The following is a 24,725-nucleotide window of genomic DNA, read 5'->3' on the forward strand; positions in this document are numbered from 1 at the left end:
GCCCGCGGGGACTCCCGGGCGGGCCGCGAAACGCCCTGGTGCGAGAAGGAGCCGGGTACGGGCCCGGCCTAGAAGACGACGTGCGGGTGCACGTCGGCCGCGAAGTTGCCGTTGCCCTGGAGGGCGCCGATGTTGCCGGCGTTGCCGGTGACGGCGAGGCCGTTGTTCTGGTTGCTCGCACCCGAGCCGGTGGCCGTCTGCTGGGTGTTGACCACGTTGCCGACGACGCCGCCGATCACGTTGTTGGAGCCGGTGTTGCTCACGACGCTGCTGTTGGAGTGGTGGTCGGCACCGGCGCCGTTGTCGGCGTGCGCGGTGGCGGCCCCGACCCCGACGAGGAGGAAGGCCCCGAGGGCGGTGACGGCGGCGGCTGCGCGAATACGGGACACGCTGGTCTCCCTGAGAGTGGACTGCGAAAGTGGCGCCTTGCGGGGTGGCCGCCCCGAAGCGCCGGTTCCTGACGTCGCACGACCAGCATTCACCAGCACCGCGGACGAACTCCACCGAATGGGTGGCAATTCGCCCGATGGTGTCATGAAGGAGACGAACCGGAAGGGGCGGCGACGCCGCGAAAGGTCACGCGGAACCGGTCAAGTTCCCTCGAAGGAAGGCTGGTTGACTCATTCCGACGGCGGCTTCGGGAGAGTGCGGCTGTCAATGCCAGGTTGACCGAACCCCTGGTCCGAGAAAGAAATGGTCGCCGGATAGTCGCACTGGCACACTGAGGACCCATGTCTGATGGTCTCCCGCCCGACCTGCCCTCCGTGCCCGCCAGTGGACCGGAGGGGCCCACGCCCGCCGAGGATCTGCGTACGACCGAGGTCGATCTCGGCGGACTGGTGAACGTCCTCGCCACCCACCTCTACTCCACCCCGCTGGTGGCCCTGCGCGAACTCGTCCAGAACGCCCACGACTCGCACACCCGGCGGCTGCTGGAGGACCCGGACGGCGCCCACCGCCCGCTGATCCGGGTCCGCGCCGACACCGGCCGGCGCGTCGTCGGCATCGAGGACACCGGCGCCGGCCTCACCGAGCCGGAGATCCACGCCTACCTGGCCACCGTCGGCACCGGCTACACCCGGATGCTGCGCGATCTCACCGGCAACCAGGAGCTCATCGGCGCCTTCGGGCTCGGCTTCCTCTCCGCCTTCTCGGTGGCCGACGAGGTCACCGTCACCACCACCTCGCACCGCGAGCCGCGGCTCGGCCACCGCTACCGCAGCTTCGGCGGCGAGCAGTACAGCGTCGAGCGGGTGCCCGCCCGGCCGGCCCCCGGCACCCTGGTCGAACTCTCCCTGAAGACCGAACACGCCCACCTCGCCGACGAGAACGCGCTGCGCGAGGTGCTCGGCCGGTACTGCGTGCTGCTGCCGATCCCGGTCTTCGTCGGCGACGACGAGCAGCCCGTCAACGCCGTCCCGGTGCCCTGGCGCCAGGCGGTGGACGGAGACCTCCACGCCGCCCGGATGCGGTTCGCCACCGCCTTCGGCCGCCGCTTCGAACCGCTCACCGCCTTCCCGGTGCAGCCCGTCGAGGGCGGGCCGGCCGAGGGCGGCAGCGACGCCGTCGGCCTGCTCTGGGTCCAGGACGGCGGCACCTACGGCAGCAGCGACAACCGCGACCTCGCGGTCTACCTGCGCGGCATGCTGCTCGCCGAGGACGCCCGCGACCTGCTGCCCAGCTGGGCCGGGTTCATCGGCGGCGTGGTCGAGTCCAGCCGGCTCACCCCCACCGCCAGCCGCGAGGACCTCCAGCGCGACGAGCACTACCGCGCGCTCCAGCAGGCCCTCGCCGACGCCGTGGTGGAGGGCCTCTACGAGACCGCCCGGCTGCGCCCCGCCGTCTGGCGCCGGATCCTCGCCCGGCACGGCCAGGACCTGCTCGGCGCCGCGCTCTGCGACGACCGGCTCTTCACCCTGCTCGCCGACGACGTCCCGGTGCCCACCTCGCAGGGCGACCTGACGGCCGGTGCGCTGCGGGCCGCCGGCGGCGGCGCGGTGCACGTCGCGCTCGGCAGCGGCGGCGGCTTCGAGGAGATGCTGTACCGGGCGATGCAGGTGCCGATCGCGCGCGGCGACCGCTACGCCGTGCTGCCGTTCCTGCGCCGCTACGCCGGGCTGCGGGACTGCCGGATCGTCGAACTGGGCAGTGCGAGCGGCAACCGGGAACTGTTCCGCGACCCGGAGCGCCCGCTGCCCGCCGAGGAGGCCGCCTGGCTGTCCGCGGCGCTGGCCGACCCCGGGGAGCAGCTCGTCCCGGCCCGGTTCGACCCGCCCGGCCTGCCGCTCGTCCTCGTCCCCGACCGCGAGGCCGAACTGAAGGCCCGGATCGAGGACGACCGGGCGGACGCCCGGATCCCGTCCGCGGCGCTGCGGCTGGCCCGGGCCTTCACCGCCCGGTCCGACGGCGGGGTGAAGGCCCGGCTCTACCTCAACCTGGCCTGCCCGGCCGTCCAGGACCTGCTCGCCGCCTACCGCGGCGGGCACACCGGCAGCGCCACCGCCGCCGGGCTGCTCCGCTCGCTCAAGGTGATCATGGCGGCGGCCTCGGCCGGCTCCACCAGCGGCGATCTCGGCGGCGCCCTGGCCGGCATCGGCACCGCGGTCTCCGCGCTGACCGCCGCCGTGCCGGCCGGGCTGCCCGGCATCCCGGACAACCCGGGGAGCCTCGGCGGGCTCGGCGGCGCCGGCGACCCGGGGAGCCCGACCGGCCGGGGCTGACCCCGGCCCGCCGCCACCACGGCCACTCGGCCGTCCCGGCCACCACGGCCGCCGTACGGGACCGCGGACGGCCGGTCCGCGGTGGTCGGCACACTGTCCACCAGCACGGCGCACCACCCGCAGGGGGAGACGCAAGCAGCATGAGCACCGACATCTGGGCCTGGGTCCACGACACCCACCAGCAGCTGGCCGAAGCCGGCCACCGGCGACTGGCCGACGCCATCTACGAACTCCCCGGCCACGCCAACGAGGGGCGCAACGACCAGCTCGACGCCGTCTACCCGGAGGCGGTCGCCGCCGCCCGGGCGCTCGGCCTGCCCTGGGTCGAGGTCTACCTGCGGCACTGGCGGATGCAGAACCTGCTGAACAAGCGGCACCAGGGCGAGCAGGCCCTACCCGAGGTGGTCGACCTGCTGGAGTTCGCGCACCGCGAGGAGACGGCCGGCTGCCCGCAGTCCGTCTGCGTGGTGCAGGACTTCGCGATCTGCCACGCCCGGGTCGACGGCCCCGGCTACGTGCCCGAGCGGCTCGCCGTGCTGACCGAGACGCTGGAGCGGATCGAGCCCGCCCGGGCCTGCTTCGACTGCCTCTCCCGGGAGTACTCCGACGCCCTGGAGGACGACGGCCGCCCGGCCGAGGCGCTCAGCCACCTCGACACCGCCGCCGCCCGGATGCAGGCCGCCGGCCAGCGGCTCTCGCTGCACTTCCACCACTCCCGGGCCGGCACGCTGCACCTGCTCGGCCGGCACGAGGAGGTGCTGGCCCTGCTCGACACCGCCGAGCAGGCCGAGCGCGGCCGCGGGCGGGAGATCGACGCGAGCGACCGGCGCTGGGGCGCCCTGCTGCGCGCCCGCGCGCTCGCCTCGCTCGGCCGCACCGACGAGGCGCTCGCCCTGCTGCCGGGCCTGGCGGAGGCCGAGCGCCACGCCGACCTCCGCGCGGCCTGGACGACCACGGTCGAGCTGCTGGTCGCGGCCGGCGTCCGGGAGAACGACGCCGAACTCGGCGCCGCGCTGGCCGGCTGGGTCGGGTACCTCGACGGCACCGGCTCGCACCGCCCCTGCGTCGACCTGCTGCTGGCCGCCGGCCGGCTGGCCGTCGGACGCGGTGCCCGAACGGTCGCGCTCACCCTGGCCGCCTCCGGCGAGCGCAAGCTGTCCGAGCTGCGCCGCACCGACGGCGTCGCCGGGGCGGTCGCGCGGCTGCGCGCGGACGCCGAGGGGCTGCCCGTCCCGGAGCTGCCCGTCCCGCCGGCCGAGCTGTCGGCGTACCTCGCCGAGGCGCGGCCGCCCCGGGAGACCGGCGCCGACCTGCTCGCCGTCGCCCTGGACCGGTACCGGGGCGAGCCGGCCGGGGCCACCGGGCTGGCGCTCGACCTGGCCGCGGCGCTGGGCGGCCTCGGCCACCGGCGGGCCGCCGCCGACCTGCTCTGGGACCGGCTGGACGCCGACCCGGCGAACGAGGAACTGGCCGCCGTGCTCGGCAGCGCCCTGATCGACGGCGCGGACGGCGAGGGCGTCCGCCGGCTCGCGGACCGGCTCGCCCCGTCCAGCCCGTCCGGCGGTCACTGGATCCGGGCCCGCTGGGCCGCCGCCGAGGGCCGCTGGGCCGAGGTGCTGGAGCAGTGCGGGGCGATCCTGGCCCTGCACCCCGACCGGATCAACACCCGCCGGCTGGCCGCCGCCGCGGCCACCGAACTGGGCGACCACCCGGCCGCGCAGCGCTACTACCAGGAGATCCTGGAGCACGCGCTGCCCACCGGGGGCACCCCGCCGGAGCAGCTGCACCGCACCGTCCAGGAGCCCGACCTCTGGCACCTGATCACCGCCGCCACCGTCAACCGGGACTGGGCGGCGGTCCGCACGGCCGGCGCGCTGATAGGCATCGAGTTCGACGAGCCCGACGGCCCGGTCGACGAGGAGTGGCAGCTCGTCACCGTCCGGGCCACCCGGACCAACGGCGCGAGCGCCGACCTCCCGGCCGTCCGCACCGGCCCGGCCACCGCCCGCGTCCTGCCGGTGCTCGGCGACGACCTGACGCTCAACCACGGCGACGTGGTGGTCTTCGGCCCGGCCCTGCTGGAGGACCCGCCCGGCCCGGACGCCCCGGAGGAGGAGAAGCGCGCCTGGCGCCCGGTGTTCGGGCTGCTGACGCTGCTCGACCCGGCCGGCTACACCACCTACTGGCTCGACGGCGGATGGCCCGGCGACGAGGCCTGGGCCGGGCTGCGCGAGGAGCTCGGGCAGGCCGGCTACGCGGTCTGGGCCTACAGCGGGGAGCAGTACACCATCACCGACCCGGCCGACGAGGACGAGGTGCTGCCCGGCATCTACGCCGCCGTCGGGGTGCCGCCCACCGCGCAGGCCGCCGAGGCCGACGCGCTGCTGCGGCGGCTCACCGCGGCCTGGCCGCACCCGCCGGCCTGGCTCGCCCTGGCCGAGGCGGCGGGCGCGGACACCGCCCGGCACGAGGAGATCATCGAGCGCTACGGGCTGTAGCGGGGCGCCGCGGAGCGGGGTGCGGGGACGGGGCAGGGGCTCCGGGTTTAGAGGTCCTTGGCAAATGCTTTACTGTTTCATTGCCAAGAGTCGACCTCCAGGAGTGTCTGCCCCGTGACCAGCCTCGCCCTCGGCCCGTCCTGGCTCGATCCGACCACCCTGATCTCCACCTTCGGGTTGATCGGCATCCTGGCCATCGTCTTCGCCGAGTCCGGTCTGTTGATCGGCTTCTTCCTGCCCGGCGACTCCCTGCTCTTCACCACCGGCCTGCTGGTGGCCGGCGGCACCTTCCTGCACCAGCCGCTCTGGCTGGTCTGCGCGCTGATCGTGGCCGCCGCGGTGGCCGGGGACCAGGTCGGCTACCTCTTCGGCCGCAAGGTCGGGCCGAGCCTGTTCCGGCGGCCCGACTCCCGGCTGTTCAAGCGGGAGAACGTGGAGAAGGCGGCCGCCTTCTTCGACCGGCACGGGCCCAAGGCGCTGGTGCTGGCCCGCTTCGTGCCGATCGTGCGGACCTTCACCCCGGTCATCGCCGGGGTGAGCAGGATGAACTACCGCACCTTCGTCGTCTTCAACATCGTCGGCGGCGTGCTCTGGGGCGCCGGGGTCACGGTGCTCGGCTACTTCCTCGGCCGGATCCCCTTCGTCCGGGAGAACATCGAGGCGATCCTGGTCGGCATCGTGCTGGTCTCGGTGGTCCCGGTGGTGATCGAACTGCTGCGCGCCCGCCGGTCCGGCCGGTCGGCCCCCGCCCACGACCACGCCGGGTAGGCACCCCCGGTCCCGGCCGCCCGCCGGGACGTACATGTGCGTCCGACCGTTCGATCAGGCAAGGTGTAACCCGAGATCGAACGGTGGCCGGGCCGACCCGGCGTCACCAGGGGCGGCAAGGAGTGGGAAGTGCCTAAGCGGGGCCGGCCGGGCGCAGGCAAGCGGGCCAGGGGCGGCAGGGCGGCCCGTCAGGCGCGGCAGGCACGCCCGAACCCGCCGGCGCTCCCGCCCCACCCCTCCGAGGCCCCGCCCACCGAAGGCCTGCTCGGCCACCCCGCCCCGACCGTCGAACCCGCCACCGTGATCCCGCTCGTGTCGCCGGTCCGGGAGACCAGGGGCCTGCTGAACCCGGAGCCCTCGGGCGAGCCGGAACCGGCCGTGGCCCCGGGCGCGCCGCAGCCGCCGGCCGCGGTGGAGGGGGCCGGGAGGCCCGGGGCGGGCACCACCGGGGGAGCCGACACCGCGACCGTTCCCGCCCACCGCCGGCGCTCGGTCGCCGAGGACACCCTCACCCCCGAGGAGTGGCGGGCCGCCGGCTACACCCCGCCCGCGGGCATCGCCGTCCCCACCCTGACGCCGGGCGCCCCCGGTGAGGCGCCCTGGCCGGACCGGATGCGCACCCTGCTGCGCACCCCGATGTCCGAGCGCCCGGCCTTCGAGCGGACCCCGCGCGACCTGCACCCCTCCGCCGCCCGCAACGTCCCGCGGATCCTCGACCTGACGCTCCGGATCGGCGAACTGCTGCTCGCCAGCGGCGAGGCCGCCGAGGACGTCGAGGCGGCCATGCTCGGCATCGCCCACGCCTACCGGCTGGACCGCTGCGAACCGCAGGTCACCTTCACCCTGATCGGGATCTCGCACCAGCCCTCGTTGGTCGAGCCGCCCGTCACCGCGGACCGGGTGGTCCGCCGCCGCACCTCCGACTACACCCGGCTGAACGCGGTGTACGAGCTGGTCGCCGACATCACCGGCGAGAAGGTCTCCGTCAACGACGCGTACCGCCGGCTCGCGCTGATCCGCCGCAACCGGCACCCGTACCCGGCCTGGCTGCTCTCGCTGAACACCGGGCTGCTGGCCGGCGCGGCGACCTTCCTGGTCGGCGGGCGGATCGACGACAAGGCCTGGCTGGTCTTCGCCAGCGCGTTCATCGCGGCCGTCCTCGGCGACCGGCTGGCCTCGCTGATCGCCCGGCGCGGGCTGCCGGAGTTCTACCAGTTCGTGCTGGCCGCGATGCCGGCCGCGGCCTCGGGCATCATCCTCTCGCTCAACGACTGGGGCCTGCGCGGTTCCGTGGTGATCACCGGTGGGCTGTTCGCCCTGCTGCCCGGGCGCGCCCTGGTCGCCGCCGTCCAGGACGGCCTGACCGGCTTCTACATCACCGCGGCCGCCCGGCTGCTGGAAGTGATCTACCTGGTGGCGGGCATCGTCATCGGCGTGATGCTGATCCTCTACCTCGGGGTCGGCTTCGATCCCCAGCTCAAGCCGGACGAGAGCCTGGTCGGGGTCAACTACCCGCCGGTCCAGATGATCGCCGCGCTGGTCCTCACGCTGGCCTTCGCGATGTTGCTGCAGACCGACCGGCGTTTGCTCGCCCTGGTCACCCTCAACAGCGGCATCGGCTGGGCCAGCTACGGCGCGCTGGTCTACAACGCCGGGGTCTCCCCGATCGCGGCCACCGGCGTGGCGGCCGGCCTGGTCGGCCTCTTCGGCCAGCTGATGGCCCGCTACCGGTACGGCTCCGCGCTGCCCTACGTGACCGCCGCGATCGGCCCGCTGATGCCCGGTTCGGCGCTCTACCTCGGCATGCTCTCCTTTGCCCAGGGCCACGCCAGCGGCGGCCTGGTCCAGATCACCAGGGCTGCCGCGATCGCCCTCGCACTGGCGATCGGGGTGAACCTCGGCGGGGAGATCGCCCGGCTCTTCATGAAGCTCCCGGCCGGCGCCGCGCGGCCGGAGCTCTACCCCGTCGCCCCCCGCCGGGCGGCCAAGCGCACCCGCGGTTTCTGACCGCCCCGCCCCGACCCGCGCCGGGTCGGCGCGGGAGGCGGACTCGTTGGCCCGGTGTTGGCCCCCGGGTCATGTCGTGGCAGGCCGGACGCAGGACCAGGAACGAAGGTAAGACGCATGACCACACTGCTGGACGGCTACCGCGAGCACATCGTCGCCGCGCACAAGCAACCGCTGTTCCTGCTGCTGGTCGGATTCATCACCTCCTTCGTCCTGATCCGGTTCAGCGTCCGGATGATCCGGGCCGAGGTGCGCTGGTGGCCGGGCAACGTCACCCCCGGCGGCCTGCACATCCACCACATGGTGTTCGGTCTCGGCTTCCTGCTGACCGGTGGCATCGGGGTGTTCGCGACCTACGGCGGCCACCCGTGGATCGACGTGTTCGGGCTGATCTTCGGCATCGGCTGCGGCCTGGTGCTGGACGAGTTCGCGCTGATCCTGCACCTGGACGACGTCTACTGGGGCGAGCAGGGCCGCAAGTCGGTGGACGCGGTGATCTTCGGCATCCTCTGCACCTCGCTGCTGCTCGTCGGGTACGTGCCGCTCGGCGTGGTGCCCAGTCAGGAGACCAGGTGGGGGCTGGTCACGGTGATCTCGGTGAACGCGCTGGTCTCGGTCGTCACCCTGCTCAAGGGCAAGGTGTGGACCGGTCTGCTCGGCATCATGGTGCCCGGCCTCTCCTGGATCGGCGCGATCCGGCTGGCCCGCCCGAGCAGCCCGTGGGCGCGCTGGCGCTACGCGACCCGCCCGCGTCGCCGGGCCCGCGCGCTCCGGCGCGAGCGCCGACTGCACCGGCGTGCGGACATCGCCCGTACCTGGCTTTTCGACCTGATCGCCGGTGCCCCCGACAAGGTGCCGGCCGGCCACCCCGCCGCCCACCGGGTCGCCGAGCGGATGGCCGCCCGGGCCTCCGCCCACCTCGACGCGCACGCCGCCCGCGCGCTGACCCGCCGCTCCGCCCGGCTGGCCGACCGCCGCTCGGCGGCGGCCCCCGCGCCCGGTGGCACGGCCGCCGCCGGGCGGGGGCCGGGCGCGCCCGAGTCCGGCCCCCGGCCCCGGGCGCAGCAGCGCCGCCGCACCGTCCGGGCCGGCCGCAGTCGTACCTATGCGGTGCGTCCGACCGGTCTGGAGCCCCGGCCCGACCGACACCCCCGGCCCCGGCCGCACACCCGCCGGATCCACCGGTAGTTCGTATACCCTTGTGCGCCTGGGTGTTGGTGATGCCCAGTCAGATCATCTGACAGGTCACCCGGCCGGCGGCGCGGGCTTGGGGTGTGAGAGCCGCCCGGCTTGAGAATATGGCGAGCAGTGACCCACTTGTCACGTGATGGGATATTTCGCCAGGTTCGCCGTCGTGCTCTCCGGACGGCCCTGGTCCGACACCTGAGAAGGGATGTCTCGTGGCGCGCAGGATCCTGCCGACCCTCCTGTTGTCCCTCACCGCCCTGCTCGGGCTGCTCCCCGCCGCCGCGGCCGCCCCGGCGCCGCCGTCCGCCGGCGCGGCCCCGGCGGACACCCCGGACGGCACGGCCGGTTCGCCGGTGCCGTCCGGTTCGCCCGCCGACGGGCCCTACCCCTCCGCGGAGGAGGTCGACCGCTCCCGGGCCGAGGCCGACCGCCGGGCCGCCTCGGTCGCCACCATCGAAGCCGGGCTCACCGCGGCCACGGCCGAACTGGACCGGGCCGGCCGCTCCGCCGAGCAGGCCGTCGAGGCGTACAACGGCGCGCAGCTCACGCTCGCCCGGGCCCGCGCGGAGGAGTCCGCCGCCGCCGGACGGGCCGCCACCGCCGAGGCCGCGCGGGCCGAGGCCGCCGAGAACGCCGCCCAGCTGGCCGCCGAAACGTACCGTCAGGGCACCACCGCCGAGCTCTCCGCCATCAACGCCCTGATCGGCGCGCGCGGACCGCGCGAGGCCGGCGACCAGGCCGCGGTGGTCGGCGTCGCCAGCGACCGCACCCGGCAGATCCTGGACGCGGCCACCGGCACCGCCGCCGCCGCGACCCGTGCCTCGGCCGCCGCCCGCACCGCCGCCGAGGCCGCCGAGAAGGCCGCCGCCGAGGTCGGCGCGGCCCGGGGCCGCGCCGAGGCCCGGCTGGCCGCCCAGCAGACCCAGGTCGTCGCCGTCGGCCAACGCCGTGAACACCTGCTCGCCGACCTCGCCGCCGCCCGCCACACCACCGTCGAACTGGAGCGGCAGCGGCGCGAGGCACTGGAGGCGATCGCCGCCCGCGAGGCCGAGGCCGCCGCCCGGGCCGCCGCGGAGAAGGCGGCGGCGGAACAGGCGGCCGCGGAACAGGCGGCGGCCGAGAAGGCGGCGGCGGAACAAGCCGCCGCGGAACAGGCGGCGGCCGAGAAGGCGGCGGCGGAACAAGCCGCCGCGGAACGGGCGGCCGCGGAACAAACCGCCGCGGAACGGGCCGCTGCCGAGAAGGCGGCGGCGGCGAAGGCGGCCGCCGAGGCAGCGGGCGCGGCGAAGGCGCCCACAGCGGCCCCGCCCCCGGCCGCCCGGCCCTGGTCGGCGGAGGGAGCGGCCGCCGCCGTGGCCTTCGCCCGTTCCAAGGTCGGCCTGCCCTACGTCTGGGGCGGCGAGGGCCCCGGCGGCTACGACTGCTCGGGGCTGACCATGATGGCCTGGCGCCAGGGCGGCAAGCAGCTCAACCACTTCGCCGCCGACCAGTACGCGCAGAGCACCCGGATCGGCTACCGCCAGCTCCAGCCCGGTGACCTGGTCTTCTGGACCGACACCGGGCGGGCCGCCGACATCCACCACGTCGGTCTCTACATCGGCGACGACCAGATGATCGAGGCCCCCCGCCCGGGCATGCCGGTCAAGCAGGCCAGCCTCTGGATCATGGGCACCCCGGACTTCTACGCCCGCCCGTAGGCCGGCCCGGCCCGTGGCAGGGTGTGCGCACGGCGGTCCGGACGGTGGGGCGGCACCGTGGCGGGCCCTCGTGAAGACGTTGCGGCCCGGCCGTCGCGCAGGACGTGCCGGAGGTGCGGCCGGGGGTGCTTCCCGCCGACTCCGCCGGCGGCTCAGCCGAAGTTGCCGGCCGCCCCGGCAAGGGCCTCGTAGCGGGCGAAGGCCTCCCGCCCGTCGGGGACGAAGGAGTCGCCGTGGACGGCGGTGCGCAGTTCGTCCCTGGTGAGCCAGGCGTGCCAGGCGATCTCCGAGGGGTCCGGCGTGACGGCCCGGACGATCACGGCTTCGTGCAGGCCGAGCCAGTAGGGGCTGATCGCTCCTCGGCAGAGGAACTTGAGGACGAACCTGGCTTCGGCCCGGACCCCCAGTTCCTCGGCGAGTTCCCGGGCCGCGGCCGACGCGTAGGACTCGCCGGCCGCCACGGCCCCGCCGACGAGCCAGGTGTACTGGCCGGGGAAGCGCGAGGCGTCGTCGGGGCGCCGGTGCACCAGGAACCGCCCGGCGGGATCGCGGCAGACGGTCGTGGCGATCCGGTGCAGCCACCGGTTGCGGATGGCCTCGTCGCGGTCCACGACCGCCAGCACCCGGTCCTGCTCGTCGACCCGCTCCACCTGTTCGCCCATGGCGCCACGATGCCAGAGCGGACCGACAGCGCCGGGAGGGAGCCGGTCGGGCCGGGCAGACCCCGGCGGGAGACCGTGCGCGGCGCCGTCCGGCGCGGGCTCGAAAATCAGGTGCCGTCCTCGGAAGGCGGTCGTACCGTGACGTCATGGGCACTGATGTGGACGGCGGGACCCGCGACCCGGGCAACGGCCGGGTGGACGAGCGCGTCGGCGGGGTCGAGATCCGGGCGATCGACGTGGACGAGATCGAGGGCTGGGACCGGGCACTCGTCCTCGGGTTCCTCCGCTCGCACGTGGAGAGCGCGGCGGACTTCCGGCGCCAACAGTGGCAGCCGGGCCGGGTGCTCGCGGCCCTGGACGGCGGCCGGCACGTCGCCACCTTCCGCAGCTTCGACGTCGAACTGACCGTCCCCGGTGGCGCGGTCGTCGAGGCGGACGCCATCAGCTCGGTCACCGTGTCCGCCACCCACCGCCGGCGCGGCCTGCTCAGCCGGATGATGACGGGGGACTTGGCGGCCGCCCGTGAGCGCGGCACGGCCGTCGCCATCCTGGTCGCCGCCGAGTACAACATCTACGGCCGGTTCGGCTTCGGCCCGGCCACCCGCGGCCACGGCTGGAACGTCGACCTGCTGCGGGCCCGGGGCCTGCGCGCGGGCCTGCCGACCGTGCCCGGCGGGCGGATCGACTTCGCCACCATGGAGGAACTGCGCAAGGCGGGCCCCGAGCTGCACGACCGCTGGCGGCTCACCCAGCCCGGCGCGATCGCCCGCGACGAGCTCTGGTGGAAGCGCCACACCGGGGAGATCCAGGTGTCGGGCTTCGACTGGAAGGAGCCCTTCGCCGCCGTCCACCGGGACGCCGAGGGCACCGCCACCGGCCTGGTCGTCTACCGGGTCGACGACAACTGGGACGGCAGCTACCCGAACTGCACCCTCACCGTCGTCGACTTCCTCGCGCTGGACCTGGGCACCGCCGCCGAGCTGTGGCGGTTCGTCCTCTCCGTCGACTGGGTGCGCAAGGTCGTGGCCGAGAACATCGGACCGGACAACCCGCTGCCGCTGCTGCTGGCCGACCCGCGCGCCGCCACCCCCTACGTGGACAACGCCGACTTCATGTGGCTCCGGGTGCTCGACGTCGAGGCCGCCTTCGACGCCCGGACGTACGGCGCGCCCGGCCGGGTGGTGCTGGAGGTCGAGGACCGGGACGGCTTCGCGGCCGGCCGGTGGGCCGTCGAGGTCGCCGCCGACGGCAGCGGCCGCTGCACCCGCACCACGGACGAGGCCGACCTCGCGCTGGACGCCTCCGCGCTCGGCTCGCTGTACCTGGGCGGCGAGACCGCCCCCCGGCTGGCTGCGGCCGGCCTGGTCACCGAGCTGCGGCCGGGCGCGGCCGCCGCCGCCGACCTGCTGCTGCGCACGCCGTTGCGGGCCTGGAACCCCGACATCTTCTGACCCGTCGTCGGCGGCGCTGTGCGGCGTCCGCTCGGTCCGGGCCGGCCGGGGCACCCGCGACACGCCGACCCGAGGGCTGCACGGCCGGGCGCTCCGAACCTTCGGGGCGTCCGGCCGTTGCCTTGTCCCCGGTCTTTCCTGCCGCTATTTGACGGCGGTCTTCCCGATGGTCGGCAGGATGAAGTCCTGAATGAGGCCCTTGGCGTCGCGGACGATCGGGCGGAATACCCGGTAGCGCGAGAGATTGATGACCCGGGCCGCCATCGGGGTGGACCGGCGGACGAATTCCCGGGTCCGCTCGGTGTCCTCGGTGTGGTCGAAGACCCAGTAGAGCACCACGACCATCAGGTGCAGCCAGAGCACGTCGGGCAGCAGCTCGACCAGTTCGGCGTCCAGCTTCGGTGCCAGCTCGGAGCCCTGGAGGACGTCGTGGAACAGCGCGACCGCCGTCGCCCGGGCCGGGTGGGACTCGTTGGAGAACGGGCTCAGCGAGCTGGTCGGGTCGGCGGCCGTCCGGAAGAACTGCGCGGCGAACTCGTGGTACGGCGCGGCGGTGTCCAGCCAGGAGGTCAGCGCGATTTCCAGGCGCTCGGCGAAATCCCGGGTGTGGGCCATACGGTTCCTGGCATCCGCCGCGTGGTCATGCGTCATCCGGTCGTAGAATCCCTGGATCAGGAATTCCTTCGCCGAGAAATAGTAGTAGGCATTGCCGACCGAGACGCCCGCCTCGGTGGCGATGGCGCGCATGGTGGTCTTGTCGTAGCCGCGCTCCTGGAACAGCCGCATGGCGGTCTCCAGGATCAGCGCCCGGGTCTGCTCGCTCTTGTCGGTCTTCGGCTGGGCGCGGCTGCCGCGTACCTCGCCGGCCGGTGCCGCCGGTGCCGCCGGGGCCGACGGCGCGCCGGTCGCGTCCTCGGGGCTGTCCGTGCCGTTCGTGCTCGTCTTGTCGTTCGCGCCGTTCGTCGCTGCCAGGTCGTCCACGGCCCCGAGCCTAGCCGGATCGGTCAGCTCCAGCCGGTGTCGGTGCGCGCGGTACCGGATGCCCCCTCCGCATCCGGTGCCGACGCTCCGCCCTCTTGTCTTTCGAACGTGTTCAAAAGCATGGGAACGACTGTAGGGCCAAAGCTTGAACATGTTCAAGTCCGCGACTGTGGCAGGCTCGCCCCATGGACGTCACCATCCGCCGCGGCACCGCGGCCGACAGCGCGACCGTTGCCGAGCTGCACGCCCTCAGCTGGCGGACCGCCTACGCCGGCATCGTCCCGGAGCAGGCACTGGGCGACGGGCTGGCCGACGAGCGGAGCGAGGTGTGGGCGCTGCGGCTGGCCGCCGACTACGGCGAACCGGCCAACACGCCCGAGCTGCTGATCGCCGAACAGGCCGGTGAAGCCGTCGGGTTCGCCTATGTGGTGCCGCAGCCCGACGGCCGGATCCTGCTCGACAACCTGCACGTCAGGCCCGGCCGCACCGGCGGCGGCATCGGCCACGCGCTGCTCGACGCCGTGCACGACCACCTGGCGACGTGCCACCCCGGAGCCGACCTCTACCTGGAGGTGCTGCGCGACAACACCCGGGCGGTCGCCTTCTACGAGCGCGAGGGCGGCCGCCGGACGGCGGAGCAGGAGGGCGTCTTCCCGGGCGGGTACGCGCTGCCCGAGTACGAGTACACCTGGCCGGGCGCCGGGGCCCGGGACGGTGCGCCGGCGCGGTAGCACGGCTCGCGGCCGCTGCTCAGTCGTGGTCGTAGACCGTCACCGGCACCCCCCGGTCCACCAGGCGGGCCGTCACCAGCGGCTCGACCAGCTCCCAGCGCCCGCCCGCCAGACCGCAGCCGATCCGGGGCATGTGGACGGAGGCGCCGAGCGTCAGCGCCTGCCCGGCCAGCGTCGCCGGGGCGGTGTCGATCGCCTCGTACCGGACCGGGGCGCCGGTCGAACGGCCCGTCCGGATGCCGCGCTGGCCGACCATGTTGGCCACCCGGACGTACGGCTCGACCTGGACCACCTGCACGGCGCCCAGGCCGAAGTCGTTCCGCGCGCGCTCCCGGTGCCGGCGCCGGTACGCGGCCTCCGGCTCCGGCCACTGCCGGGAGAGCGCCAGGACGAAACCCCGGCCCCACCCGCCGAGGTCGTTGCAGACGTGCGCGATCACCTTCACGCCCTTGCCCTGGGGCGCGGTGGCATCGCCGCGGAGGTAGCGGATGACGGCCGGTTCCATGGTGGTCACGCTAACGCGCGGTACTGACAACCCGTCCGGACTCCCGCTCCGCCGAGGGAGCGGTCGGAGCGCGCAGATGACGGCGCCCGGCCAGGGCGATCAGCAGGGCGAGCGCGGCGGCGCCGGCCGGCAGCCAGTAGCCGGTCCCGGGGGCGGCGTGCTCGGCGACCGCGCCGGCCAGCGCCGCCCCGGCCGAGATGCCGATCACGATGCCGGAGACCGCCACCGCCATGCCCTCGTTCAACTGTCGCCGCGGGAGCAGCTCCTGGACGAGCGTCATACCGGTGACCATGGTCGGAGCGGTACCCGTCCCGGCCGCGAACAGGGCCACCCCGAGCAGGGCGAGCCCGGCGCCGCCCAGGCCGGCGGCGAGCGGCAGGAGCAGCAGCAGGGCCATCGCCGTGACGCCGGACAGGAACCGGGCGCCCGGCGCCCGGCGCGGCCGGAGCAGGCCGAAGACCAGCCCGGCCGCGCACGACCCGGCCGCGACCAGTGCCAGCAGCGCGCCCGCCAGCGGCTTGTGCCCGAGGGCGTCGGCGTACGCCACGGTGGTGAGCTCCGTCGAGCCGAAGACCACGCCGGTGGCGAGGAAGGTCAGCAGCAGCACCCGCAGCCCGGGGATCCGCAGCGGCGAGCCGTGCCGCCGGTCCGGCGTCCGGTCGGCGAGCGGGGGTTCGGTCCGGCGCTGGGCGGCGAACAGCAGGGCGCCGGCGCTGCCGAAGACGCCGGCGGCCAGCAGACCGGCCTCCGGCGCCACCGCGGTGCAGAGGACCATCGCGAGCACCGGTCCGGCCATGAAACAGAGCTCGTCCAGCGACTGCTCGAAGGAGTTGGCCAGGTGCCGGGCAGCCGGGTCGTCCCGGTACAGGTGCGCCCAGCGGGCCCGCGCCATACCGCCCAGGTTCGGCGCCGCCGCGCAGGCCGCCCAGCAGGCGTACAGCGTCCAGTCGGGCGCGCCGAGCCGCACGCAGAGCAGCAGGCCGAGGAGCGGAACGGCGTTGTACACGGTGGCCGGGACGGCCACCCGGGCCTGCCCGTACCGGTCGACCAGCCGGCCCATCAGCGGCATGCCGATCGCGCCGGTGACCAGGCCGGCCGCCGCGACGGTGCCCGCCAGCGCGTACGAGCCGCGCCGCTCCGAGAGCAGCACCACCAGCGCGACGCCGGTCATCGACATCGTGAGCCGGCCGAGCAGCCCGGCCAGGGTGAACGCGACGGTACCGGGCGGCGCGAACAGTCGTCGGTAGGACGCGAGCACGGAACTCCTCGGGGAGGGGAGGGGGAGGGCTCCAGCCTCGGGCAGTGGCCCCGTCCCGGTCCAACACCTGTTTCGCCGCACTCACATCATGGTGTTGTTAATCTGCCGCCATGCCCCATGACCTGCACCCCCGGCTGCTCCGGGGCTTCGTCGCGACGGCCGAGACCCTGCACTTCGGCCGGGCCGCCCAGCGGCTGCACGTCGCCCAGCAGGCGCTCAGCCGGGACATCCGCACGCTGGAGAGGCTGCTCGGCGACGCGCTCCTCACCCGGACCACCCGCAGCGTCGGCCTCACCCCGGCCGGGCAGCGGCTGCTGCCGCGGGCCCGCCGACTGCTCGCCCTGCACGACGAGATCGTCAACGGCGCCGAGCGGCGCCCGCTGCTGCTGGACCTCAACAGCGATGTCACCGGGCCCGACCTGACCACCGACCGGGTGCTCGAACGGGCCCGGGCCGCCTGGCCGGAAGGTGAGATCCTGGCCCGCTTCCTCGGCGGACTCGCGGCGGCCGCCGAGGAGTTGGTGGCGCACCGGCTGGATGCCGCGTTCGGCCGCTTCGCCGGCCTGCCGGCCGGGACGCGTGCCCAACTGGCCCAGACGCCGGTCCGGTTGGAGCGGGTCTCGGTGATGATGGCGGCCGGCCACCCGCTCGCCGGCCGGCCGGTGCTGAGGCTCGCCGACCTGGCCGGGCACCCGGTGGACGTCTGCGCGGGCAACCCGGCCACCACCGAATGGGCCGACCTCGGCACCCGGCTGCTGCGCACCCACGGCCTCGCGCCGGCCGCGCCGTACGTCCCGCCGGTCGGGGTGGACGAGACCGCCCGCTACCTCACCCGGCACGGCGACCCGATGCTGACCACCACCGGCGGCCCGCTGATCCCCGGGGTGGTGAACGTGCCGCTGGTCGAGCCGGTGCCGTTGACCCTGGTCAGCCTGGTGCACCGCCCGGAGCCGCTCCACCCCGGCCTGGCCGCGCTGGGCGCGGCGGCCGCCGAACTCGGCGCGCGCGAGGGCTGGTTGCGCCGCCCGGCCGACAGCTGGCTGGCTGAGTCCGACGCCGCGCTGCTCGCGGCGTAGGCACGGCCGCAGGCGCGCGGCCGGAGCGCGATCCCGCCCCTGCCGCTCGGGGGTCGGCAGGGGCGGGTCGGGTGCGGGCGCGCCGGTCCGGCCCGGGGCGGTTGTCACCGGAACGGCCGGTGCCGGGCGCGCGGGGCAGTGGCGCCGTCGGCCGGGTCAGGCCGCCTTGACGGCGGAGATGTCGAAGCTGAGCTTGACCTTCTCGCCGATCAGCACGCCACCGGTCTCCAGCGCGGCGTTGTAGCTGAGACCCCAGTCGGTGCGGTCCAGCACGGCCGCGCCCTCGAAGCCGACCCGCTCGGCGCCGTACGCGTCGGTGGCGCTGCCGGTGTAGTCGAGGTCCAGCACGATCGGCCGGGTGGTGTCCTTGATGGTGAGCTCGCCGGTCATCCGGTAGGAGTCGCCGCGCAGGCGCTCGGCGGAGGTGCTGCGGAAGCGGATCTCCGGGTAGGTCTCGGCGGCGAAGAAGTCGCCGGTGCGCAGGTGCTCGTCGCGCTGGGCCTGGTTGGTGTCGATGCTCGCGACCTTGATCACCAGCTCGGCGCTGGAGTTGTGCGGGGAGGTGCCGTCCAGGTGCAGCTTGCCGACGTACTCGGTGAAGCGGCCCTTGACGTTGGTGACCATGGCGTGGCGCACCGAGAAGCCGACCTCGCTGTGGGTGGTGTCGATCGCCCAGTCGCCGCTGAGGTGGCCCAGGTCCGGGCCGGCCGGGGCCTCGGCGACGGCGGTGGTGGTCGTGGCGGTGGTGGTCGTGGCGGTGGTCTTGGTGCGGTTGAAAAGGCCCATGGCTCCTCCTCGGGTCCGAAGCCATTTGTTTAGGCTTCAACTTGTTGGCTCCACTCTAGGACGGTTTCGTTCAAAGTTCAACCATGGCGTCCGGGTGGCTCGCGGAACCACCCGGACGGCGGGGCGGGGGCCGGCGGGGGGTGGGCCCCGGCGACAGCGGTGCCGGGGGCGGTGCCGGCCGCGATCGGTATCGTCGTCCCCGGTCCGGCCGTGCGGCTTGACCCTCGACCTGGTCGAGGCCACAGAGTCCGGGGCATGGAGAGCGACCTGCGCAGCATCGGTGAACTGGCCCGCGACAGCGGCCTCGGCGTCAGCGCGCTGCGCTTCTACGACGGCGCCGACGTCCTCACCCCCGCCCGGGTCGACCCGCAGACCGGCTACCGCTGGTACGCACCCGGCCAACTCGCCGACGCCCGGCTGCTCTGCCGCCTCCGGCGGGTCGGCCTGCCACTGGCCGGCATCCGGGCCGTGCTCGGCGCGGAGCCCGGCTCCGGCACGGCCCACCAGGTGGTCGACGCGCACCTGCGCCACCTGGAGGCGGGCCTCGCCGACGCGCGCCGGGAGCTCTCCCTGATCCGCACGCTGATCGACCAGAGGGAGAACCCCGTGACCGCCACCCCCGCCGCGCACACCGTCACCGTCCCCGCCCGCGAGCTCGCCGAGGCCCTCGGCGCGGTCCGGTTCGCGGTCGGCTCCGACCCCGAAGTCCCCGTGCTGTCCGGCGTGTTGTTCGACCTGGACGGCGGGCTGCTGCGGCTGGTCGCCACCGACCGGTACCGGATGGCGCTCGCCGAGGTGCCGCTGCCGGTACCCGCGCCGGGTGCGCCGGACGGGGGCCCGACCGCCGCGATCGTCCCGACCGCCCTGGTCGACGGCATCCGCGCGCTGCTGGGCTCCGGCGCCGAACACGCCCGGCTGACCCTCGGCCCCGGCTCCGTCCGGGTCGAGACCGGCGGGCACCGGATCGAGGGCGCCGCCCTCGACCACGACTACCCCGACTACCGGTCGCTGGTCCGGCTGGACCCGGTCCACCGGGTGGGCCTGCCCGCCGCCGAGCTGCGCGGCGCCGTCGAGTCCGGCGCCACCCGCCGGCTGCCCTCGGGCCCGCACGGCGAGGACTGCGAGGTCACCGTGCTCACCCTCGGCCGGGACGGGCGGCTCACCGTCGTCGACGGCGGCGACCCGGCGCCCGGGGACGTCCGGGTGGCCGTCAACCGCGACTTCCTCCTGGACGCCCTCCCGGCCGCCGGTCCCGGGCAACTCGTCCTCGAACTCACCGGCCCCATCGCCCCGCTGGCCATTCGCACGGCCGGCCGTGACGGCACCTTCTCCATCCTGATGCCCGTCCGGGTGCCCGAGCTCGTCTGATCCGCCGATGCCGGCCGGGGCGGCCCGCTCGCCGGCCTCGGCCGGATGGCGAACACCGACGGTTTCGACGCCTCCTGGGCAGCCCTCGCACCCGGCGCGCGGCGCTGTCCGGAGCCGGCCCACCGCGCCTGGCTCGACGGCGGGTTGCCGGTGGGCGCGGTCCTCACCGACGCCGACGGCGTGATCGTCGCCGAGGGCCGCAACCGCGCGTACGACCCGCCGGGCGGGACGGACCCGCTCCACGGCACGCCGCTCGCGCACGCCGAGCTGAACGCGCTGGCCCGTACCGGGTGGGACCTCGCCGTCCACACCCTGTGGAGCAGTCACCAGCCGTGCGGGATGTGCGCGGCCGCCGCCGGCTTCACCGGCGTCGGCGTCGTCCGCTTCCTCGCCCCGGACCCGTGGGCGGTGGGCGGTGGGCGCCGGGCACGGCGCCGGGGCGGCCCCCGCGCGGCCCGCACCGCCCGCCTCGCCGCCCGGGCCGGCAGCACCCCCGCCGACTCCCTTCCCGACTCCCTCCCCGGGCTCTGGCCCGGCATCACCCGAGCCGCGGCCTGACCCCCCGTCCGGGCCGGTCGGGCGTCTTGCCCCGTTTCCACCCGGCCTGAGAGAATTGCCGGAGCCCGTACGGACGACTGCAGGGGTGGATCATGACCGTTCTGGTGCTCGGGGTGCTGGTGCTCGCCGTCGGCGGGTGCGTCTGCGTCGTGTGGGCGGACCGCGGCGGGCCCCGGTGGGTCCGCGCGGTGGCGGCGGCGACCCTCTCGGCGGGCGACCTGCTGCGCGATCTGCGCAGGAACCGCCGCCGCGGCGGCAACCGTTCCGGCGGCGGCGGGGACTAGGCAGGGACTGGCCGAGGCGGGCGGTGCGGGGCTCCCGGGCTCGCTCCGGCCGCCCTCCCGCACCCGTCCGCACCCGTCCGGATCAGGGGCGGCCACCGGGCACGACGACCGGCCGTGACCGTCAGGACCCGGCCGGCTGCCCGCGGTCCGGGACCGGCTCGGCAGCACCGCCCGAGGGCGGCGCGGGCTTGGTGGAGAGGATCTCGCGGGCCTGCTCCGCGGCGCGGGCCATGCTCTCGCCGACGAAGTCGACGAAGCGCGCGATGCCCTCCAGGCGGACGGCCGCCGGGCTGTCGGGGCCGAGGATGGTGACGCCCTGCCGTGCGGTCTCCGCCAACCGGCTGTGGCCCCGGGCGGCGGCGATCATGCCGTCGTACCAGACGTCGCTGTCGACGATGTAGCGCTCGCGGCGGCGTTCGTCGCGTTCCCGGCGGATCAGGCCCTGGGATTCGAGGAGGGTGGTCGCCTTGGAGATGGACGCCGGGCTGACCTGGAGGCGCTGGACGAGTTCGGACGCGGTGAGGCTGCCCGCGTCGGTGGTGTAGAGGGAGGCCAGCACCCGGGCCGTCATCCTGGGCAGGCCCGATCCCATGAGGAGGGTGGTGAACACCTCCTCGTACTCGCGCACGGCCTCGGCGTCGCGTCCGTCGGTCTGCGCGGGCGCCGCCGACCCCCGGGGCGCGGCCTGCCTGCGCCGGTGGGTGCGGTGTTCGGTGGCGCGGTGGGCCAGGTCGGCGCGGTAGGCGGTGGGGCCGCCGTTGCGCATCACCTCGCGGGTGACCGTCGAGGTGGGGCGGTCGAGGCGTCGGGCGATCTCCGCGTAGGCGAGTCCGTCGGCCACCCCCAGCGCGATCTGCTGACGTTCCTGCTGGGTGAGCCTGCCTCCCGGCATCGCGATCTCCTTCCACGGTTCCCTGATGCCCGTCAGCATAGCGTTCACTTCCTATCCAATGCAACGAATGAGGTGGTTGACGTTGCGTTAGAAGTACGCTCGTTGCAACGATATTTGGGCATCCAGCTGCAGTGATGGCAATTTGGCGCAACGAGTCTGTTGCGTGATGTGCGAACGCAACGTAGCTTTTCCAATGTCAGAAACAACGAGCCGCAGGAGAGCACGATGCAGAAGTTCGCCGCCGCCGCCCCGATCGCCGCCGTCCTGGACATCCCCGCCGGGCGCGTCCGGTTCATCGCCGCCGACCGGGCGGACACCACGGTCGAGGTCCTGCCCGCGGACGCCGCGAAGGGGCGCGACGTGAAGGCCGCGGAGCAGGTCACCGTCACCTACGAGGACGGCGTGCTGCGGATCGGGACCGCGCCGGAGAAGAACCGGCTCCTCGGCCGCTTCGGCTCCGTCGAGGTGACCGTCCAGCTGCCCGCCGGCTCCCGTGTCGAGGCGAAGGCGGCCGGCGCCGAGCTGCGGGGCGTCGGACGGCTCGGCGACGTCGTCTTCGAAGGAGCCCAGGGCCCGGTCGAACTCGACGAGGTCGCGAGCGCCCGCCTCACCGTCCTCGACGGCGACATCACGATCGGCCGCCTGGGCGGCCCCGCCGAACTCAGCACCCAGCGGGGCGACATCCGGATCGCCGAGGCCCTGGCCGGCACCGTCACCCTGCGCACCCTGGATGGCGATCTGTCGGTCGACGCGGCCCCCGGCGTCTCCGCCTCCCTGGACGCCGGCACCGGCCGCGGCCGGATCCACAACGCGCTCAGGAACGCCGAGGGCACCGCCGCGCTGACCATCCACGCCACCACCACGCAGGGCGACATCACCGCCCGCAGCCTCTGAATCCGAAGGAGTCACCCACCATGACCAACCTGGCCATCGCGGCGAACGGGCTGCGCAAGTCCTACGGTGACAAGGTCGTGCTCGACGGCGTCGACCTGGCCGTCCCGGAAGGAACGATCTTCTCCCTGCTCGGCCCGAACGGGGCCGGCAAGACCACCGTCGTCAAGATCCTCTCCACCCTCGTCTCCGCCGACCGGGGCACCGGCGACATCCGCGTCGGCGGCCACGACCTGGCCGGCGACCCCCAGGCGGTGCGTGCCGCGATCGGCGTCACCGGCCAGTTCTCCGCCGTCGACGGCCTGATCACCGGCGAAGAGAACATGCTCCTCATGGCGGACCTGCACCACCTCTCCCGCCGCGAGGGCCGCCGCACCGCCGCCGGGCTCCTGGAGCGCTTCGACCTGGTCGAGGCCGCGAAGAAGCCCGCCTCCACCTACTCCGGCGGCATGAAGCGCCGCCTGGACATCGCCATGACGCTGGTCGGCGATCCGCGGATCATCTTCCTCGACGAGCCGACCACCGGCCTCGACCCGCGCAGCCGCCACACCATGTGGCAGATCATCCGTGAACTGGTCTCCGACGGCGTCACCGTCTTCCTCACCACCCAGTACCTGGACGAGGCCGACGAACTCGCCGACCGCATCGCGGTGCTCCACGACGGCCGGATCGCCGCCCAGGGCACCGCCGGGGAACTGAAGCGGCTCGTGCCCGGCGGACACGTGCGACTGCGCTTCACCGACCCGGCCGCGTACCGCTCCGCCGCCCTCGCCCTGCGCGAGGTCGCCCGCGACGACGAGGCACTGGCGCTGCAGATCCCCAGCGGCGGCAGCCAGCGCGAACTGCGCGCCGTCCTCGACCGGCTGGACTCCGCGGGCATCGAGGCGGACGAGCTGACCGTGCACACCCCCGACCTCGACGACGTGTTCTTCGCCCTGACCGGCGGCACCACCATCCCCGACCAGCCGACGGAGGCAGTCCGATGAGTTCCTTCTCCCTCGCCCTGCGCGACTCGAACACGATGCTGCGCCGCAACCTCCTGCACGCGCGGCGCTACCCGTCGCTCACCCTGAACCTGCTGCTCACCCCGATCATGCTGTTGCTGCTCTTCGTCTACATCTTCGGCGACACGATGAGTTCGGGCATCGGCGGCGGAGCTCCGGACCGTTCCGCCTACATCGCGTACGTCGTCCCGGGGCTGCTGTTGATGACCATCGGCAGCACCGTGGTCGGCACCGCGGTGTCCGTCTCCAACGACATGACCGAGGGCGTCATCGCCCGCTTCCGCACGATGGCGATCCACCGCCCGTCGGTGCTCGTCGGGCACGTCGTCGGCAGCGTGCTGCAGTCGGTCATGAGCGTGGTCCTCGTCGGCGCCGTCGCCGTGGCCATCGGGTTCCGCTCCACGGACGCCACCGTGCTGGAGTGGCTCGCGGCGTTCGGACTGCTCGTGCTCTTCGCCACCTCGCTCACCTGGATCGCCGTCGGCATGGGACTGGTCAGCCCGAACGCCGAGGCCGCCAGCAACAACGCGATGCCGCTGATCCTGCTGCCGCTCCTCTCCAGCGCCTTCACCCCGATCCACTCCATGCCCGGCTGGTTCCAGCCGGTCGCCGAGTACCAGCCGTTCACGCCGGCCATCGAGACCCTGCGCGGCCTGCTGCTCGGCACCGGGATCGGCCACAACGGGTGGCTCGCGGTCGCCTGGTGCGTGGGGCTCGCGGTGCTCGGCTACTTCTGGTCGACCTCGACCTTCAACCGCGACCCGAAGTAACCGCCGTGACGGCGCGGGTCACCTCCCGCCACTCGGCTCGCCCCAGGGCGGCGCACTCCGGCACCACGTCGGCGTACGCCGCCCGTCGGCGTTCCCGGGCCCGCCGCCGGCCGTCCACCGGCGGGTCGGGCCGCGTCCGGCGCGCCACGTTTGCTGTTGCTAGCACCGTGCTTGCATTTGCAAGCACGGTGCGGCAGGGTGGGCGCATGGCCTCACTGAACGTCGGCTCGCTGGGCGAGTACATCCGCGAGCAGCGGCGGAACGCGCAGTACTCGCTGCGGCAACTGGCGGAGGCCGCCGGCGTGTCCAACCCCTACCTCAGCCAGATCGAGCGAGGGTTGCGCAAGCCGAGCGCGGAGATCCTGCAGCAGATCGCCAAGGCGCTGCGGATCTCGGCGGAGACGCTGTACGTCCAGGCCGGGATCCTGGAGGAGCGGCGGGGTGAGGGCTTGGAGCTGCGGGCCTCGATCCTGGCCGATCCGCTGATCAACGAGCAGCAGAAGCAGGCGCTGCTCGCGGTCTACGACGCCTTCCTCAAGGAGAACGCCGCCCGCGAGGACACGGACGCGGCGCCCGACGACCCCGAAGCCGATGGCCCGACGGCCGCCGGCCCGGCAATTTAGACCACGG

The 24,725-nt window shown here is 74.4% G+C and carries 23 protein-coding genes; 16 read left to right on the forward strand and 7 right to left on the reverse strand.

What is annotated here, in order from left to right; all coding sequences use genetic code 11:
• Window positions 1–68: 68 nt before the first annotated feature.
• Complete coding sequence (locus ACIQTO_RS02555) at window positions 69–389, reverse strand: hypothetical protein (RefSeq protein WP_402381833.1); 321 nt, start codon at window positions 387–389, stop codon at window positions 69–71.
• Window positions 390–731: 342 nt separating this feature from the next.
• Here ACIQTO_RS02555 and ACIQTO_RS02560 point away from each other — a divergent pair, with 342 nt between their 5' ends.
• The 6 genes from ACIQTO_RS02560 to ACIQTO_RS02585 all read left to right on the forward strand — a co-directional run bounded on the left by ACIQTO_RS02560 (window position 732) and on the right by ACIQTO_RS02585 (window position 10,878).
• Entirely contained in the window at window positions 732–2,720 is a 1,989-nt protein-coding gene (locus ACIQTO_RS02560; RefSeq protein WP_402381835.1) for an ATP-binding protein, read from the forward strand.
• 140 nt (window positions 2,721–2,860) lie between these two features.
• A complete protein-coding gene (locus tag ACIQTO_RS02565) occupies window positions 2,861–5,218 on the forward strand; it encodes a hypothetical protein (RefSeq protein ID WP_402381837.1) in 2,358 nt (785 codons plus the stop codon).
• A 114-nt stretch (window positions 5,219–5,332) separates the two neighbouring features.
• Window positions 5,333–5,986 carry a DedA family protein gene (locus ACIQTO_RS02570; protein ID WP_402381840.1) on the forward strand — a complete coding sequence of 218 codons (654 nt, stop codon included), beginning with the start codon at window positions 5,333–5,335 and terminating at the stop codon, window positions 5,984–5,986.
• Between the two features lie 129 nt (window positions 5,987–6,115).
• Window positions 6,116–7,993, forward strand: coding sequence for a threonine/serine exporter ThrE family protein (locus ACIQTO_RS02575; RefSeq protein ID WP_402381842.1), 1,878 nt, complete (start codon window positions 6,116–6,118; stop codon window positions 7,991–7,993).
• A gap of 117 nt (window positions 7,994–8,110) precedes the next feature.
• Entirely contained in the window at window positions 8,111–9,181 is a 1,071-nt protein-coding gene (locus tag ACIQTO_RS02580; RefSeq protein WP_402381845.1) for a hypothetical protein, read from the forward strand.
• Between the two features lie 212 nt (window positions 9,182–9,393).
• Window positions 9,394–10,878 carry a C40 family peptidase gene (locus ACIQTO_RS02585; RefSeq protein ID WP_402381848.1) on the forward strand — a complete coding sequence of 495 codons (1,485 nt, stop codon included), beginning with the start codon at window positions 9,394–9,396 and terminating at the stop codon, window positions 10,876–10,878.
• 152 nt (window positions 10,879–11,030) lie between these two features.
• Here the strand turns inward: ACIQTO_RS02585 and ACIQTO_RS02590 are convergent, their stop codons facing one another.
• On the reverse strand, window positions 11,031–11,540 hold the full coding sequence (locus tag ACIQTO_RS02590) for an NUDIX hydrolase (protein WP_402381851.1): 510 nt from the start codon (window positions 11,538–11,540) through the stop codon (window positions 11,031–11,033).
• Window positions 11,541–11,686: 146 nt separating this feature from the next.
• On the opposite strand from ACIQTO_RS02590, the gene ACIQTO_RS02595 reads away from it, so the two are divergent.
• The gene (locus ACIQTO_RS02595; RefSeq protein WP_402381853.1) at window positions 11,687–12,991 is read left to right on the forward strand and encodes a GNAT family N-acetyltransferase; all 1,305 of its coding nucleotides are present in this window, start codon (window positions 11,687–11,689) and stop codon (window positions 12,989–12,991) included.
• A gap of 144 nt (window positions 12,992–13,135) precedes the next feature.
• Here the strand turns inward: ACIQTO_RS02595 and ACIQTO_RS02600 are convergent, their stop codons facing one another.
• On the reverse strand, window positions 13,136–13,972 hold the full coding sequence (locus ACIQTO_RS02600) for a TetR family transcriptional regulator (protein WP_402381855.1): 837 nt from the start codon (window positions 13,970–13,972) through the stop codon (window positions 13,136–13,138).
• A 185-nt stretch (window positions 13,973–14,157) separates the two neighbouring features.
• On the opposite strand from ACIQTO_RS02600, the gene ACIQTO_RS02605 reads away from it, so the two are divergent.
• Window positions 14,158–14,703 (forward strand): GNAT family N-acetyltransferase, encoded by a 546-nt coding sequence (locus ACIQTO_RS02605; RefSeq protein ID WP_402381858.1) that lies wholly within the window; start codon window positions 14,158–14,160, stop codon window positions 14,701–14,703.
• Window positions 14,704–14,722: 19 nt separating this feature from the next.
• On the opposite strand, the gene ACIQTO_RS02610 is transcribed toward ACIQTO_RS02605, so the two are convergent.
• The gene (locus tag ACIQTO_RS02610; RefSeq protein ID WP_402381861.1) at window positions 14,723–15,208 is read right to left on the reverse strand and encodes an Appr-1-p processing protein; all 486 of its coding nucleotides are present in this window, start codon (window positions 15,206–15,208) and stop codon (window positions 14,723–14,725) included.
• Window positions 15,209–15,218: 10 nt separating this feature from the next.
• The gene (locus tag ACIQTO_RS02615) at window positions 15,219–16,466 is read right to left on the reverse strand and encodes an MFS transporter (RefSeq protein WP_402381864.1); all 1,248 of its coding nucleotides are present in this window, start codon (window positions 16,464–16,466) and stop codon (window positions 15,219–15,221) included.
• 110 nt (window positions 16,467–16,576) lie between these two features.
• Between ACIQTO_RS02615 and ACIQTO_RS02620 the strand changes: the two genes are divergently transcribed.
• Window positions 16,577–17,542, forward strand: a complete 966-nt coding sequence (locus ACIQTO_RS02620; RefSeq protein WP_402381866.1) for a LysR family transcriptional regulator — start codon at window positions 16,577–16,579, stop codon at window positions 17,540–17,542.
• A gap of 156 nt (window positions 17,543–17,698) precedes the next feature.
• Here the strand turns inward: ACIQTO_RS02620 and ACIQTO_RS02625 are convergent, their stop codons facing one another.
• Complete coding sequence (locus ACIQTO_RS02625) at window positions 17,699–18,328, reverse strand: YceI family protein (RefSeq protein WP_402381869.1); 630 nt, start codon at window positions 18,326–18,328, stop codon at window positions 17,699–17,701.
• A 255-nt stretch (window positions 18,329–18,583) separates the two neighbouring features.
• Between ACIQTO_RS02625 and ACIQTO_RS02630 the strand changes: the two genes are divergently transcribed.
• From ACIQTO_RS02630 to ACIQTO_RS02640, 3 genes are all read left to right on the forward strand, one after another.
• A complete protein-coding gene (locus tag ACIQTO_RS02630) occupies window positions 18,584–19,696 on the forward strand; it encodes a MerR family transcriptional regulator (RefSeq protein WP_402381872.1) in 1,113 nt (370 codons plus the stop codon).
• A 45-nt stretch (window positions 19,697–19,741) separates the two neighbouring features.
• Complete coding sequence (locus tag ACIQTO_RS02635; RefSeq protein ID WP_402381874.1) at window positions 19,742–20,254, forward strand: deaminase; 513 nt, start codon at window positions 19,742–19,744, stop codon at window positions 20,252–20,254.
• Window positions 20,255–20,346: 92 nt separating this feature from the next.
• The gene (locus ACIQTO_RS02640) at window positions 20,347–20,538 is read left to right on the forward strand and encodes a hypothetical protein (RefSeq protein WP_402381877.1); all 192 of its coding nucleotides are present in this window, start codon (window positions 20,347–20,349) and stop codon (window positions 20,536–20,538) included.
• Window positions 20,539–20,659: 121 nt separating this feature from the next.
• Here ACIQTO_RS02640 and ACIQTO_RS02645 read toward each other — a convergent pair whose 3' ends face one another.
• Window positions 20,660–21,430 (reverse strand): helix-turn-helix domain-containing protein, encoded by a 771-nt coding sequence (locus tag ACIQTO_RS02645; protein ID WP_402381880.1) that lies wholly within the window; start codon window positions 21,428–21,430, stop codon window positions 20,660–20,662.
• 225 nt (window positions 21,431–21,655) lie between these two features.
• On the opposite strand from ACIQTO_RS02645, the gene ACIQTO_RS02650 reads away from it, so the two are divergent.
• The 4 genes from ACIQTO_RS02650 to ACIQTO_RS02665 all read left to right on the forward strand — a co-directional run bounded on the left by ACIQTO_RS02650 (window position 21,656) and on the right by ACIQTO_RS02665 (window position 24,718).
• Window positions 21,656–22,324 (forward strand): DUF4097 family beta strand repeat-containing protein, encoded by a 669-nt coding sequence (locus ACIQTO_RS02650; protein ID WP_402381883.1) that lies wholly within the window; start codon window positions 21,656–21,658, stop codon window positions 22,322–22,324.
• 20 nt (window positions 22,325–22,344) lie between these two features.
• Window positions 22,345–23,307 (forward strand): ATP-binding cassette domain-containing protein, encoded by a 963-nt coding sequence (locus ACIQTO_RS02655; protein WP_402381886.1) that lies wholly within the window; start codon window positions 22,345–22,347, stop codon window positions 23,305–23,307.
• A complete protein-coding gene (locus tag ACIQTO_RS02660; RefSeq protein WP_402381889.1) occupies window positions 23,304–24,095 on the forward strand; it encodes an ABC transporter permease in 792 nt (263 codons plus the stop codon). Before ACIQTO_RS02655 ends, ACIQTO_RS02660 begins: the two co-directional genes overlap by 4 nt.
• Before the next feature lie 206 nt (window positions 24,096–24,301).
• The gene (locus ACIQTO_RS02665) at window positions 24,302–24,718 is read left to right on the forward strand and encodes a helix-turn-helix domain-containing protein (protein ID WP_402381891.1); all 417 of its coding nucleotides are present in this window, start codon (window positions 24,302–24,304) and stop codon (window positions 24,716–24,718) included.
• Window positions 24,719–24,725: the final 7 nt, after the last annotated feature.

Source organism: Kitasatospora sp. NPDC091207 (genome assembly GCF_044768625.1).
In the GTDB taxonomy this organism is placed as follows: domain Bacteria; phylum Actinomycetota; class Actinomycetes; order Streptomycetales; family Streptomycetaceae; genus Kitasatospora.